Source organism: Mycobacterium sp. ELW1 (assembly GCF_008329905.1).
Classification (GTDB): Bacteria; Actinomycetota; Actinomycetes; order Mycobacteriales; family Mycobacteriaceae; genus Mycobacterium.
On record NZ_CP032155.1, the window covers coordinates 2255479 to 2269342 of the forward strand.

The following is a 13864-nucleotide window of genomic DNA, read 5'->3' on the forward strand; positions in this document are numbered from 1 at the left end:
TTCCCGACGGCTAGTTCCGACGGCTAGTTCCCGACGGACACCCGATGTAGGTCGTTGCCGATCTCCACCGGGCCACTGAACTCGGTCGCCGCCTTGGCGCGCCACTGGTCTTCCTGGCCGGGCACCAGCGGCGGTACATAGTGGGTGAGCACCAGGGTGCCGACCCCGGCGCGGGCCGCGGTGGCGGCGGCCTGCTCGACCGAGGAGTGATAGTCGAGGATGTCCCGGATCCGCTGAACAGGCATCTGCTCGACGAGATCCGCGCGGATCACCGTGTGCACCAGTGCGTTCGCCCCCTTGGCGAGTTCGTCGAGCCCGGCGCAGGGCACGGTGTCACCGGCCAGCACGACCGAGACCCCGTCGTGTTCGACGCGGAAACCGAGCGTCGGCTCGACCGGACGGTGATCGGTCGGCGCCGCGGTGATCCGGACGCCGCCGTCGTCCCACACCTGACCGGAGGCGTATTCGTGCACCTGAATCGACGGCGGTTCGGTGATGTCGGGGTGGTGGCCGATGCGGTAGGAGATGTCGGGTGCCAACGCCGCCAGCGTCGCGTCGACGACGGCCTTGGTGCCGGGCGGCCCGATGATCGGCAGCGGGCTGGGCACGAACGTGGTGACCCAGCGGGTGGTGATCACATCGGACAGGTCGGTGATGTGGTCGCTGTGCAGATGGGTGAGGAGCAGCGCGGTGATGTTGGCGGCGCCGACGCCCGCCGCGGCGGCCCGCATCAGCACCCCGCGCCCGCAGTCCACCAGGAACAGCGAGTCGCCGGCTTTGACCAGGGTTGACGGCCCGGCGCGATTCGGGTCGACCATCGGGCTTCCGGTGCCGAGCAGAGTGACGTCGATCATGGGGTTAATTACTACCCTGCCGGGCAGCGACTCGGGGGCAATTGGTTCCCGGCATGGCGGGTTTCACAGCGCATGCGCTTTTCAATGACCTATTGACACATCTCGGCCAGCAGATATTGCCAACTGCTCAGTTCACAGGCATCGCTATCCAAAAAGTTTCAATAGGTCATTCACTCGTTGGAAACAGCGCAGTTACAGAGCGTGGCTACCGTGGCGTCGACCGGCTGCGAAAGGGAACAGATGACAAGCACGCTCAACGGGCAGGCGCACACCGACGTCCGCGAGGTCGCCGAGAAGCTGACCGCCGCGGGAGTCCGCTACGCGGCGATCAGCTTCGTCGACATGCACGGCAAGCCGAAGGCGAAGATGGTGCCGTTGGCCCACTTGGAGCAGGCCGCGAACGGGTCGGAGATGTTCACCGGGGCCGCCCTGGACGGTGTGCCGCAGGATGTCAACGACGACGAGGTCGCGCCGCACCCGGACCTCGACGCGGCGATCGTCATGCCGTTCAATCGCGAGATCGCATGGTTCCCCGGCGATCTGTGGGTCGGTGACAGCCCGTTCGTGTCGTGCAGCCGCCAGATCCTCAAGCGGGTCACCGCCGAGGCGGCGACCCTGGGCTACACCTTCAACCTCGGGATCGAGACGGAGTTCTTCCTGCTGTCCGATCGCACCGGGGTGCCGGAGCCCGCCAGCCCCGACGACAACCTCGACAAACCCTGCTACGACCTGCGCGGCATGCTGCACAACTTCGGAGTGGTCGACGAAATCGTGGCGGCGATGAACGAACTGGGCTGGGATGTCTACTCTTTCGACCACGAGGACGGCAACGGTCAGTTCGAGACCGACTTCACCTATACCGACGCGGTGTCGATGGCCGACCGGTTCGTCTTCTTCCGGATGATGGTCGGCGAGATCGCCCGCAAGCACGGCCTGTTCGCCTCGTGGATGCCGAAACCCTTCGCCGATCGAACGGGCAGCGGCGCGCACTACAACATGTCACTGGCCGACGCCGACGGGACCAACCTCTTCGAATCCAGTGACGATCCGCATGGCTGCGGGCTGTCCCGGCTCGGCTACCAGTTCATCGCCGGTGTGCTGCGCCACGCGCCGGCGATCTGCGCGGCCATCGCGCCGACGGTCAACAGTTACAAGCGACTGGTCAAGCAGGGCAGCATGTCCGGCCTGACGTGGGCCCCGATCTTCGCCTGCTACGGCGACAACAACCGCACCAACATGCTGCGGATCCCCCGGGGCGGCGGCCGCGTCGAATGCCGCGCCGCCGACAGCGCCAACAACCCTTATCTGGGCGCGGCCCTGATGCTGGCCGCCGGGCTGGAAGGTATCCGGGAGGGGCTCGACCCCGGTGCGCCCAACCGCGACAACCTCTACCGGCTCTCGGAAGCCGACCTGATCGAGCGCGGTATCACCTGGTTGCCCCGCTCACTCGGTGAGGCCATCGACGCGATCGAAGCAGACCCCTTGGTGCGCAGTGTGTTCGGCACGGCCATGTACGACTCGTTCGTCTCCGAGAAGAAGCTCGAGTGGGATTCCTACAACGCGCACGTCTCGTCGTGGGAGTCCGATCGCTACCTGCGGTTCTTCTGATGAGCAACCGCTGGGAAGACCTCAACTCGGTGCAGATCGCCCACCGGCTTTCCACCGACCCCGACACCGTTGCCCTGATCCCCGTCGGCGCCACCGAACAGCACGGGCCCCATCTGCCGGTGGGCACCGACACCATCATGGCCACCGCCGTCGCCCAGGCGGCCGCCGGTGAGCACGCTCTGGTGTTGCCTGCGATCGCGTTCGGCGCCAGCTTCTTTCACGGCACCGCGCCGCCGGGCACGGTGGCGTTCGACGGGGACCAGACCGCGACCGCAGCGGTCCGGGTCGCCGAGGCGTGTGTGGACTCCGGGGTGCGCCGCGTCCTGTTCGTCAACGGTCACGTCGGCAACAGCGCGCCATTGTGGTTGGCCTGCGACCGGTTTCGCAGACACCATCCCGACCAGCGCATCGGCGTCATGCAGTGGTGGGATCTGACACCCGACATCGCGCGGCGAGCCACCGAGGATGCGGTCGACTGGCACGCCAATGCCGCGGAAACCTCGCTGATGCTGGCGGTTCGGCCAGAACTCGTGGACGTCGACGCGATGCTCGACGCCGACGACCCGGACCGCACCGCGGGCACGGTGTTCCGTTATCCCGTCCAGCAGGTCTCCACCAACGGAGTGACGGGGTACCCGTCGCGGGCCTCGAAGAGCTACGGCCTCCAGTTGTGGGCGGACGTCGTGGCCGCGGCACGCGACGTGGTGACGCGCGCGCACAGTGAAGTCCCACCGCTGGGATGACGGCAGATCCCGGCCGTACAATTCGCGACGTGCCGACACCGCAGGGCCGGTCACGGGTTCGAGTGATCGGACGGCCCCGCAACGATGCCGATTCGGCGGCGACGACCTCGCCACGTACCGGGATCGTCAACGCCGCGACCCGGTTGTTCTCCGAAAAAGGTTATGCGCAAACCACAATGAGCGACATCGCGCGGGCCGTCGGCCTGCAGCAGTCGTCGCTGTACTACTGGTTCCGCAGCAAGGAGCAGCTGCTGGGGGAGACGCTGCTGGTGAACCGGGCGCCGCTGAAGTTCATCGCCGAGGTCGGTGCCGGTTCGGGATCACCGGCCGTCAAGCTCTACCGGCTGTTGCGGTTCGACACCATCCAGTTGGCCCTCTCGCCGATCGACTTCAACGAGATCCAGCGGATCGCCCACGACCAGCGGGCTGACTTCCACCAGTTCTGGACCGACTACGAGCGGCTCAAGGACTGGGTGTCCGACCTGATCGGTGCGGCGATCGCGGAGGGCAAGTTCATCGACTGCGATCGGGAGGAAACGGCAGGGTTGCTGCTGAACTTCGACGAGGGCGCACAGAAGCGCACCCGCCTGCACACCGATGAGGGCGACCGGGTGGCCGAGGCGGTCCGGGTCGCCGAGCAGGTTGCCATCATCTCGGTCCGCGGACTCCTCAAGCGGCCCAGCGAGATCAGCCGGATCAGTGCTGTGGCCGCTCAATTCGACGACGCCGCCGTCGCGACCGCCGGCTTCACTCCCGTGCCGAGGACACCCAATTCGGATCAATAGAGCGGTGGCCGGACACGCTCGCGCCGGCGGCCTCCAGAGCCACCACCTGATCGGCGTTGAGCTGCACCGACAACGACGCGGCGTTCTCGTCGACGCGCGCCGCGCGCCGAGTGCCCGGGATCGGCACCGATGCCACGCCGAGGACCTCGGCACGCTGCCGCAGCCATGCCAGCGCCACCTGCGCCGGCGTCGCGCCCACCTCGTTGGCGATCGAGGAAACCACCTGCACCACAGCAAGATTGGCGTCCAGTACGTCTTCGGCGAAGCGTGGGATGCGGCTGCGGAAATCTCCCGCTGAGGAGAGGTCGGCCGCCGACCGGATGGTCCCGGTGAGGAAGCCGCGCCCCAGCGGCGAATACGGCACGAAGCCGACGCCGAGTTCAGCGGCCGCCGGCACCACGTTGCGTTCGACGTCGCGGCTCCAGATCGACCATTCGCTCTGCACGGCGGCGATCGGGTGTACGGCGGCGGCCGCGCGCAACTCGTCTGCGGTCACCTCGGACAGGCCGAGGTGGCGCACTTTGCCCGCGGTGACCAGTTCGGCCATGGCGCCCACCGTCTCCTCGATCGGCAGCGACACGTCGCGGCGGTGCATGTAGTAGAGGTCGATCACGTCGGTGCCGAGCCGGCCCAGGCTCTCGTCGACGCAGCGGCGTACGTACTCCGCATCACCGCGGGCCTTGAGCTTGCCCGTCGTCGGGTCGCCGTCGATCCCGAATTTCGTCGCCAGCGTGACCTCGTCGCGGCGGCCGGCCAGCACCTGGCCGATGAGTCGCTCGTTGGCACCGCCGCCGTAGACGTTGGCGGTGTCGATGAAGGTCATCCCGACGTCCAGGCAGTGGTTCAGCGTCGCCAGTGACTCGGTGTCGTCGACCGCGCCGTAGACCGGCGTCAGCGCCATCCCGCCGAACCCGATGGCGCTGACCGTCAAACCGTCGCCCAGCTGCGTTTTCGGCAAGGTGCCCATGCGGATCTCCTCGTGTCTCGTGGTCGCCTGTTCTGTCTCAACGCAACCATTGCGGTTTGCTTCCCCGGCACCGCACTAAGCCTTAACCTGGTGTGACATCCATCACAAGGGGGTGGCGATGCGTATCGCCGACATCCTTCGCAGTAAGGCACGACGGTGGGGTGGCGATGCGTATCGCCGACATCCTTCGCAGTAAGGGCACGACGGTGGCCACGGTCACCGAGACCACGACGGTCACCGGCCTGCTGGCTGAGCTGGTCATCCACAACATCGGTGCGATGGTCGTCGTCGGGCCCGACGGCGGCGTGGTGGGCATCGTCTCGGAGCGCGACGTCGTGCGCACGCTGCACGATCACGGCCCCGACCTGCTCCGCAGCGCGGTCGCCGACATCATGAGCAAGGTCCTGGTGACGTGCTCACCCGACGACCAGATCGACGACCTGAGCGCGCTGATGACCAACAACCGGGTTCGGCATGTGCCGGTGATGCAGGGCGGGCGACTGGTGGGCATCGTCAGCATCGGGGACGTGGTGAAGAACCGGATGGAGCAGCTGCAGGCCGAGCAGGAGCATCTGCAGGCCTACATCACGCAGGGCGGCTAGCTCCAGGAGTATTCCGCGCGCAGCCGCGCTGCGACCAGTTCGAAGGTCGGCTGATCCAGGATCGCGCCCTCGCGGCGGATGCCCTCCTCGGGAACGTCGAGCACCCGGTCGAGGCGCACCCAGCTGGGGCGGCCGTCGTAATCCCAGCCGCCTGCGCCGATCGCCATCCAGTTGCGGTCCTCGGCGTGGTGGGCCTGGCTGGACAGCATCAGCCCGAGCAGCGTCCGGCGGTCCCGGCCGACCACCAGCACCGGGCGGTCTTTGCCCTTGGTCGGGTCGTCCTCGTAGACCACCCAGGTCCAGACCACCTCGCCCGGGTCGGCCCGACCGTCGAGATCGGGCGCATAGACCAGCCGACGGGCGCGGTGCGCGGTCGGGACACTGTTGTCGGTCACCGGCCGTCCCGCGGTGATGGCGGCAGGTTGGTCTATCTGGGTTGCGCTGGCCACCAGAACGTCGAGGCCCAGCTTGAGGCCCTGCTGGATGGTCCGCGGCACCGCCTGCGCGATCGGCAACTGCCGAATGAACTTGGGCGCCTCGTTGAAAACGAGGTGCTCCGCGAGTCTCTGAAACGTCCTCCACTGCGACGCCATTCTGATGAGCATAGGCGGATCGAAAGAGCCCCGCGGCGCGCGATTGTGTCCGGCCGGGCCCTACTCGATACGCTGGAGACACCCGAGGGCCCCCTCGAAGCACCACCCGACCAGGAGATTCCCATCAGCAGCTTCGCCGACAAGACGTTCACCGCGCCGGCGCAGATTCGGAACTTCTGCATCATCGCGCACATCGATCATGGGAAGTCCACACTCGCCGACCGGATGCTCGGCATCACCGGTGTGGTCGCCGACCGCGACATGCGCGCCCAGTACCTCGACCGGATGGACATCGAGCGCGAACGCGGCATCACGATCAAGGCGCAGAACGTGCGGCTGCCCTGGAAAGTGGGGGACACCGATTACGTCCTGCACCTGATCGACACCCCGGGCCACGTTGATTTCACCTACGAGGTGTCGCGCGCGCTGGAGGCCTGCGAGGGTGCGGTGCTGCTGGTGGACGCCGCGCAGGGCATCGAGGCGCAGACGCTGGCCAACCTCTACCTGGCGCTGGACCGCGATCTGACGATCATCCCGGTGCTCAACAAGATCGACCTGCCCGCTGCCGACCCCGATCGGTATGCCGGCGAGATCGCCCACATCATCGGCTGCGAGCCCGATGACGTGCTGCGGGTGTCCGGCAAGACCGGTGAGGGTGTCGCCTCGCTTCTCGACGAGGTGGTCCGGCTGATCCCCGCACCGGTCGGGGACGCCGACGCTCCCGCGCGGGCGATGATCTTCGACTCGGTCTACGACATCTATCGCGGCGTCGTGACGTATGTCCGAGTGGTCGATGGCAAGCTCAACCCGCGCGAGCGGATCAAGATGATGTCCACCGGCGCCACGCACGAACTGCTCGAGGTCGGCATCGTCTCGCCCGAACCAAAACCCAGTGACGGCCTGGGCGTCGGCGAGGTCGGCTACCTCATCACCGGGGTGAAGGACGTCCGTCAGTCCAAGGTCGGTGACACGGTGACGACGGCCCGGCACGGCGCCACCGAGGCGCTGACCGGCTATCGTGAACCCAAACCGATGGTCTATTCCGGCCTGTATCCGGTCGACGGCTCCGACTACCCGAACCTTCGTGAGGCCCTGGACAAGCTGCAGCTCAACGATGCGGCGCTGACCTACGAGCCGGAGACGTCGGTGGCGCTGGGCTTCGGGTTCCGCTGCGGCTTCCTCGGTTTGCTGCACATGGAGATCACCCGGGAACGTCTCGAGCGCGAGTTCGACCTCGACCTGATCTCCACCTCGCCGAACGTCGTGTACCGGGTGATCAAGGACGACGGCAGCGAACTCATCGTGACCAACCCGTCGGACTGGCCGGAGGGCAAGGTCCGCGAGGTCTACGAGCCGGTGGTGAAGACCACCATCATCTCGCCGAGCGAGTTCATCGGCACCATCATGGAGTTGTGCCAGTCGCGGCGCGGCGAACTCGGTGGCATGGACTATCTGTCGCCCGAACGTGTCGAGCTGCGCTACACGATGCCGCTGGGCGAGATCATTTTCGACTTCTTCGATTCGCTGAAATCGCGTACCCGCGGCTATGCCAGCCTGGACTACGAGGAGTCCGGCGAGCAGGAAGCCGCGCTGGTCAAGGTGGACATCCTGCTGCAGGGTGAGGCCGTCGATGCGTTCAGCGCGATCGTGCACAAGGATTCGGCCCAGGCGTACGGCAACAAGATGACCACCAAGCTCAAGGAGCTGATCCCGCGCCAGCAGTTCGAGGTGCCGGTGCAGGCTGCTGTCGGATCGAAAATCATTGCCCGCGAGAACATCCGGGCGATCCGCAAAGACGTGCTCGCGAAGTGCTACGGCGGTGACATCACCCGTAAGCGCAAGCTGCTGGAGAAGCAGAAAGAGGGCAAGAAGCGGATGAAGACCATCGGGCGGGTCGACGTGCCTCAGGAGGCTTTCGTCGCCGCGCTGTCCACCGACGGCGGCGACAAGGCCGGCGACAAGGCAAAGAAGTAGGGGATTTCATCACACGCGACCATCATGTCGTTCGGGGGCGATCGATTGCTGGTGCCGTAGTCGGTATCGCCGTGCTCACGGGCTGTGCGAGCACGGTCGACGGTTCTGCGGCGCGCCAGGACCAGAGCGTTGTCCTGCGTGATCTCGCCGAGGTGTTGCCCACTGGTGCGGAGGTCAGCCGGGCAGCGGGAAATCCGTTGTCCGACAGCGAACCTCCAACCGTCGGTGGGATCGATGTCCTGCCCAACGGAATTCGCGACAACGCCGCCGCCGATCCCATCGACTGTCTTGGACCTGCCACGCCCTTCATGCGCGTGGTGTACGAGGTGGGTGACGTGCGCCGGGCCGCCTGGCAGGAGTTCTCGAACTTCGGTGGCGGCCAAACCGTTTCCAGCGTGGACGCCGGTGTCGTCCAATTTGCATCCGATGCCGAAGCGCAACGGATGTTCGGTGCATTCGTCAGCCAATGGAAGGCATGCGAAGGCAAAACGGTGCGCTCCGCTCTGCCCGGCCCGGCCGGCGCCGAGATGCGTCAGAAGGTCACCGACGTGAGGGTCGATGGTCCGGTGTTGTCGGCGACGGTGATCAACTCCGACAACCAGTCGGACGCGTCGTTCCCCACCGAGCGGGCCATCGGGATGGCGGCCGATTGCGTGGTCGACGTGGACGCTGCGGTCACCGGCGGCCAGCGGCGGCCTTCGGGCCGCGCCGTGAGCTTGGCCGGAACCATGCTGGACAAGGTCACCCACGGACGATGATCCGTAGTTGAGCCACCCGATCGGGCCACCGGGGGCACAATATCGTGCGTGAGCCGCGTGCCCGTGTTCTGCGCCGCCGTCCTGTTCAGCGCGCTGCTGTCCGGATGTGAGTCCACCGTCGGGGGAACGGCGCTGCGCGGCCAGAGCGCCGGCCCCGCGTCCTTCGACGTCCCCACCCTCACGGAGTCCGACCTCGACCGGGTGCTGCTCACCCCGGGTGAGGTCAACGGCATCATGGGTGCCACCGGAATCCGGATGACCGCGTCCTCGCAGAACATGAGCGACAACTCCGACGGAGTGTCGGACGTCGACTGCCTCGGGGCGATCTACGGCGCCGAACAGATGGTCTACCAGGGCAGCGACTGGTCCGCGGTCCGCGACCAGGTGCTCCAGGAACCCACGACCGATAATGCGCACTGGGTCGAGCAGATCGCGGTGCTGTACCCGTCGACCGCGAAGGCGACGGCGTTTGTCGAGAAGTCCCGCACCACGTGGCAGAAGTGCGGCGGCACATCGATCGACATCGACAATTCCGACGTGCACTCGACCTGGAAGATCGACACTGCGGATGTGAGTGGCGACATCCTGACCCAGGTCTCCACCCAGCGCAACGCCGGCGGATGGGGCTGCCAGCACGCACTGACCTCAGCGTCCAACGTGGTTGTCGAAGCCTGGGCGTGTAGTAATTCCATCGCCGACGAAGCCAGGGCCATCGCTGCGGATATGGTCAAGAACGCGGCAAAGAAGTAACCGCCGCCTTCTCAAAATCGATGTGCAGCACCCAGATTCGGCTCGAAGAGGTTCGCCCGCGCGGCGAGCAGATCAGCCCACGCGTCGAAGGCCTCCGCCTCGAAGGGCACCGAGTCGCCCGGCGATCCGGCGATCGCCACCAATGCTCGGGCGATGCTGCCGATTCCGACACCGGTCCGATGTACGACGGCCACGAGTTCGGCGAATGCGTCGCGCTCCGAACACCCTCGCAGACCCACCAGAATGCCGGTGGCCAGATCGATGACACGACGGGGCGTTTCGCCGGGGCGATGGTTCATGGCAGTGATGTTCCGCAGCGCAGGCCACCTCGGACAAGACATCGGAGCATCGTGATCCTGAGGTGGCACGCCCACCGGGCACTGCCGCACAATGGCTCTCGTGCTTCCCGTACTCGACCTGACCGATGCCGAGCGCGATCCCACGGGGTTTCGTTCCCGGCTGCGTGAGGCCGCGCACGGCATCGGGTTCTTCTATCTGGTCGGGCACGGGGTGTCCGATGCTCAGGTCGACGAGGTGCTGGCGCTGGCGCGGGCGTTCTTCGCGCTTCCGCTGGAGGTTAAGAATGAGGTCAGCCAGCTGAAAAGCCCCCAGTTCCGCGGTTATTCGCGGGCCGGGGGAGAGCTGACCAATGGCACGATGGACTGGCGCGAGCAGATCGATATCGGGCCCGAACGCCCCGCCATCGATGGGGCGAGCGGTTATTGGCGACTTCAGGGGCCCAACTTGTGGCCGACCAGGCCGGAGGGGTTCCGCGCCGCCTTCGAACGCTGGGACGCGGCGCTGTCCGAGGTGGGCTTGCGGTTGCTGCGGCAGTGGGCTGTCTCGCTGGGCGCTGCCGAATCGACCTTCGATGCCGCATTCGCCGACAGGCCCGCCACTCTGATCAAGGTCGTTCACTACCCGGGGCGTGACGACTACGTGCAAGGCGTTGGCGCACACAAGGATTCCGGGGTGCTGACGTTGTTGCTGCTCGAGCCGGACTCGACCGGGTTGCAGGTGGAACTGGCCGACGGGCAGTGGCTCGATGTACCACCGATGGCGGGTGCATTCGTGGTCAACATCGGCGAGTTGCTCGAGGTGGCCACGGGGGGATACCTGCGTGCCACTCGGCATCGCGTCGTGTCGCCGCGGCCCGGCACCGATCGGGTGTCGATTCCGTATTTCGTCAACCCGGCACTGGATGCCACGATCCCGATCATCGCCCTGCCGCCCGAACTGGCGACCCGATCGCGCGGGGTGACAGCCGATCCGGACAACCCGATCTTCGACACCTACGGCGAGAACGCCTGGAAGTCGCGCACGCGTGCCCACCCCGACGTCGCAGCGCTGCATCACGCCGATCTCGTCGGCCCGGCCTTTCGGCCGTTGGTCAGCTAGCTGTACTGACCACGGACGTTAAGTACGGCGTGGCGTAGTGACATGACGAAGACCTCCGAGTGAAGTGCGAGCTGCTTAAGGAACGCACCAACTCACTCCGGAGGTCTTCATGGTCCACCGTAATGCCCCCTTGTCCGAAACCGGTCGTCTGCGGCTGGCACGTTGCGTTGTCGAGGATGGCTGGACGCTGCGACGGGCGGCCGAGCGGTTCCAGGTTGCGGTCACTACCGCTGCGCGCTGGGCCCGCCGCTACCGCGAACTAGGCGAAGCCGGCATGGCCGACCGCAGCTCACGCCCACATCACAGCCCTAATCAAACCCCCACACGCACCGAGCGGCGCATCATTAAAGTCCGAGTACTTCGACGTTGGGGACCGGCTCGCATTGCTTATCTGCTGGGACTGAATGTCTCGACTGTCCACAACGTGTTGAGGCGCTACGGCCTAGCCAAGCTGCGGTGGCTGGACCGGCCCACCGGGCGAGTTATCCGGCGGATGGAGTCAGCCAGCCCCGGCGACCTGGTGCATGTCGATGTCAAGAAGGTAGGCAAGATCCCGGCTGGCGGCGGATGGCGCATGTTGGGCCGCAGCGCAGGAAATCATCACTCCCGCAAGGACAGAAGCATAGGAACTGGCAGCGACCGTTCCGGGCGGCGTGGTTATCACTTCTTGCACACCGCCATCGACGCTCACTCCCGGCTGGCCTACTCCGAACTGCTAATCGACGAACGCAAAGACACAGCTGCTGACTTCTGGCAAAGGGCTAACGAATGGTTCAACGCATGCGGCTTCACCGTACGGAAAGTGTTGACAGACAACGGCTCCTGTTACCGATCCCACTCATTCCGAGATGCACTCGGGCAGATCGAACATCGTCGAACCAAACCCTATCGACCCCAGACGAACGGCAAGGTGGAGCGATTCCACCGAACCCTTGCCGATGAATGGGCATATGCGCGGCTCTACACCAGCGACGCCGAACGGTGCGCGGAGTTCCCTCGCTGGCTGCATACCTACAATCACCATCGCGGCCACACCGCACTCGGCGGCCAACCACCCGCCACCCGCGTACCTAACCTCTCAGGTCAGTACAGCTAGCCCGGCGGCCGACGAGGAAGGCAGCCAACGCCAGCACCGCCAGCGTCACCATCACGATTGCCAGCGGCAGGGCGGTGTGCTCCCCGCCCAGGCTGACCAGCGGTGAGACGGCGGCGCCGAGTCCGAATTGCAGCGCGCCGAGGCCGGCCGACCCCGTGCCGGCCGCGCGGGGGACGGCGGCCAGGGCCAGCGCGGTGGCATTGCCGAGGATCAGGCCCTGGGATGCGACGGCCACGAAGATCGGGATGGGAATCAACCATGCCGGTGCCCCGGTGAGGACCAGGCCGAGGAGGACCAGCGTGGCGGCCATGGTCAGGCCCAGGCCCACACCCAGCAGCTTCGCGGTGGCGATTCGCTGGTTCAGCCGCGCCGACAGCGCGCTGACGCTGACGATGCCCAGTGCGTTGATGCCGAACGCGACGCCGTACTGCGTCGGGGTGAGCCCGACCATCACCTGGTAGACGAACGGTGAGGCCGAGATGTAGGCCATCATCACGGAGAAGCCGAATGCGAAGGCCAGCGTGTTGGCGATATAGGCCCGGGATCGTAGTGCTGTCCACGGTGAGATGCCCTGCGCAGCATCAGCTTTCAGTTCGGCTCGGCGATGAGCGGGGTGTGACTCGCGCACCACGGCCACGGTTGCGACCAGCATGGCCACCGTGAGGCCGCAGACCACCCAGAGGATGCCGCGCCAGCCGACCGGGCCGACCAGCAGTCCGCCGGCGAACGGTGCGACCACCGGCGCCACGCCGCCGACGATCATCATCAAGCTGAACGCCCGCCCGGCGCTCTTGCCGACGGCGAGGTCGGAGATCACCGCGCGACCGATGACCATGCCCGCGGCGCCGGTGAAGCCCTGAGCGAACCGGGCCGCGATGAGGATGGCGATGTTCGGGGCGGTGGCGGCGACGACGCTGGCCAGCACGCATAGCAGCGCGCCGACGATCAGCGGGTTGCGCCGGCCGAGCCGATCAGACAGGGGGCCGAACAGCAATTGCCCGAACGTCAGCCCGAGCAGGAACGCCGTCAGGGTCAGCTGCACGGCCGTGGCGCTGGCCTGCAGTTCGGCAGTCATTTCGGGGAAGGCGGGCAGATAGAGGTCGGTGGCCACCGGTGCGACCGCACTGAGCAGGGCGAGTACCACCAGTAGCCACGGCGAGATCGCGGTCTCGTGGGTCTGGTCGTCCCGGGTGGCGGTCGTCATGGAAGAACCTCATCTTGATAGTTATGAAGAAATAACTATCAAAGAATAACTAATGCGCTAGGATTTGTCCATGGATGGTGAGTTGGCCGATCTCGCCGAGGCGATCATCGGAGTGGCACGGGAGCTCAAGCTCGGTGATTACGCCGATGTGGTCGAGTTGACGGCGTCGGAAGCGCACGTGATGCGCCATATCGACCACCATCCGGGCGTCACGCCCAGCGACCTCGCCCGGGCAACCGGCCTGCAGCGCAGCAATATGTCCACCGCGCTCAAAAGCCTGGAGAACCGGGGTTTCGTCGAACGCCGCGCCGATCCGCACGACGCCCGCGGCGTGAATCTGTATCCGACCGACCGGGCCGCCGACAACCTCAAGCGCCTACGGCGGCAATGGGCCCAGCTGATGGAAAGCGGTCTACGAGGAGATCGGCAGGGTGCGATGGCCGCCAAGACTCTCCTCGAACGGGTCGAGGCGGCTCTGATGGCCGACCGGCTGGGGTGAGCGCCGCGTACATCTGCCCATCTGTAGGCCATC

Annotated in this window: 15 protein-coding genes; 10 read left to right on the forward strand and 5 right to left on the reverse strand. The window is 66.3% G+C overall.

What is annotated here, in order from left to right:
* Window positions 1-23: 23 nt before the first annotated feature.
* Complete coding sequence (locus tag D3H54_RS10445) at window positions 24-854, reverse strand: ribonuclease Z (protein ID WP_149378972.1); 831 nt, start codon at window positions 852-854, stop codon at window positions 24-26.
* Between the two features lie 240 nt (window positions 855-1094).
* On the opposite strand from D3H54_RS10445, the gene glnT reads away from it, so the two are divergent.
* From glnT to D3H54_RS10460, 3 genes are read left to right on the forward strand one after another with little or no spacing between them, the layout of a single operon-like run.
* Complete coding sequence (glnT, locus tag D3H54_RS10450) at window positions 1095-2462, forward strand: type III glutamate--ammonia ligase (protein ID WP_149378973.1); 1368 nt, start codon at window positions 1095-1097, stop codon at window positions 2460-2462.
* Window positions 2462-3205, forward strand: coding sequence for a creatininase family protein (locus D3H54_RS10455; RefSeq protein WP_149378974.1), 744 nt, complete (start codon window positions 2462-2464; stop codon window positions 3203-3205). The genes glnT and D3H54_RS10455 overlap by 1 nt, the downstream gene beginning before the upstream one ends.
* Window positions 3206-3234: 29 nt before the next feature.
* Window positions 3235-3990, forward strand: a complete 756-nt coding sequence (locus D3H54_RS10460) for a TetR/AcrR family transcriptional regulator (protein WP_286199201.1) — start codon at window positions 3235-3237, stop codon at window positions 3988-3990.
* On the opposite strand, the gene D3H54_RS10465 is transcribed toward D3H54_RS10460, so the two are convergent.
* The gene (locus D3H54_RS10465) at window positions 3953-4957 is read right to left on the reverse strand and encodes an aldo/keto reductase (RefSeq protein ID WP_149378976.1); all 1005 of its coding nucleotides are present in this window, start codon (window positions 4955-4957) and stop codon (window positions 3953-3955) included. The two genes, D3H54_RS10460 and D3H54_RS10465, sit on opposite strands and share 38 nt — an antisense overlap.
* 167 nt (window positions 4958-5124) lie before the next feature.
* Here D3H54_RS10465 and D3H54_RS10470 point away from each other — a divergent pair, with 167 nt between their 5' ends.
* Window positions 5125-5559, forward strand: coding sequence for a CBS domain-containing protein (locus D3H54_RS10470; protein ID WP_149378977.1), 435 nt, complete (start codon window positions 5125-5127; stop codon window positions 5557-5559).
* Here D3H54_RS10470 and D3H54_RS10475 read toward each other — a convergent pair.
* Complete coding sequence (locus D3H54_RS10475; RefSeq protein ID WP_149378978.1) at window positions 5556-6152, reverse strand: type II toxin-antitoxin system PemK/MazF family toxin; 597 nt, start codon at window positions 6150-6152, stop codon at window positions 5556-5558. The genes D3H54_RS10470 and D3H54_RS10475 overlap by 4 nt on opposite strands.
* On the opposite strand from D3H54_RS10475, the gene lepA reads away from it, so the two are divergent.
* From lepA to D3H54_RS10490, 3 genes are all read left to right on the forward strand, one after another.
* Entirely contained in the window at window positions 6141-8126 is a 1986-nt protein-coding gene (gene lepA / locus D3H54_RS10480; protein WP_432246583.1) for a translation elongation factor 4, read from the forward strand. The genes D3H54_RS10475 and lepA overlap by 12 nt on opposite strands.
* 71 nt (window positions 8127-8197) lie before the next feature.
* Window positions 8198-8884 carry a sensor domain-containing protein gene (locus D3H54_RS10485; protein ID WP_286199202.1) on the forward strand — a complete coding sequence of 229 codons (687 nt, stop codon included), beginning with the start codon at window positions 8198-8200 and terminating at the stop codon, window positions 8882-8884.
* Between the two features lie 48 nt (window positions 8885-8932).
* Entirely contained in the window at window positions 8933-9634 is a 702-nt protein-coding gene (locus D3H54_RS10490; protein ID WP_149378980.1) for a sensor domain-containing protein, read from the forward strand.
* Between the two features lie 11 nt (window positions 9635-9645).
* Here D3H54_RS10490 and D3H54_RS10495 read toward each other — a convergent pair whose 3' ends face one another.
* Complete coding sequence (locus tag D3H54_RS10495) at window positions 9646-9933, reverse strand: ANTAR domain-containing protein (protein ID WP_149378981.1); 288 nt, start codon at window positions 9931-9933, stop codon at window positions 9646-9648.
* A 100-nt stretch (window positions 9934-10033) separates the two neighbouring features.
* On the opposite strand from D3H54_RS10495, the gene D3H54_RS10500 reads away from it, so the two are divergent.
* Together D3H54_RS10500 and D3H54_RS10505 are read left to right on the forward strand one after the other, a co-directional pair.
* Window positions 10034-11032: an isopenicillin N synthase family dioxygenase gene (locus D3H54_RS10500; protein WP_149378982.1), complete on the forward strand. Its 999-nt coding sequence runs from the start codon at window positions 10034-10036 to the stop codon at window positions 11030-11032.
* Window positions 11033-11141: 109 nt separating this feature from the next.
* A complete protein-coding gene (locus D3H54_RS10505) occupies window positions 11142-12128 on the forward strand; it encodes an IS481 family transposase (RefSeq protein WP_149378248.1) in 987 nt (328 codons plus the stop codon).
* Here the strand turns inward: D3H54_RS10505 and D3H54_RS10510 are convergent.
* Window positions 12103-13332 (reverse strand): multidrug effflux MFS transporter, encoded by a 1230-nt coding sequence (locus D3H54_RS10510; protein ID WP_149378983.1) that lies wholly within the window; start codon window positions 13330-13332, stop codon window positions 12103-12105. The genes D3H54_RS10505 and D3H54_RS10510 overlap by 26 nt on opposite strands.
* Before the next feature lie 70 nt (window positions 13333-13402).
* On the opposite strand from D3H54_RS10510, the gene D3H54_RS10515 reads away from it, so the two are divergent.
* Entirely contained in the window at window positions 13403-13831 is a 429-nt protein-coding gene (locus D3H54_RS10515; protein ID WP_149378984.1) for a MarR family winged helix-turn-helix transcriptional regulator, read from the forward strand.
* Window positions 13832-13864: the final 33 nt, after the last annotated feature.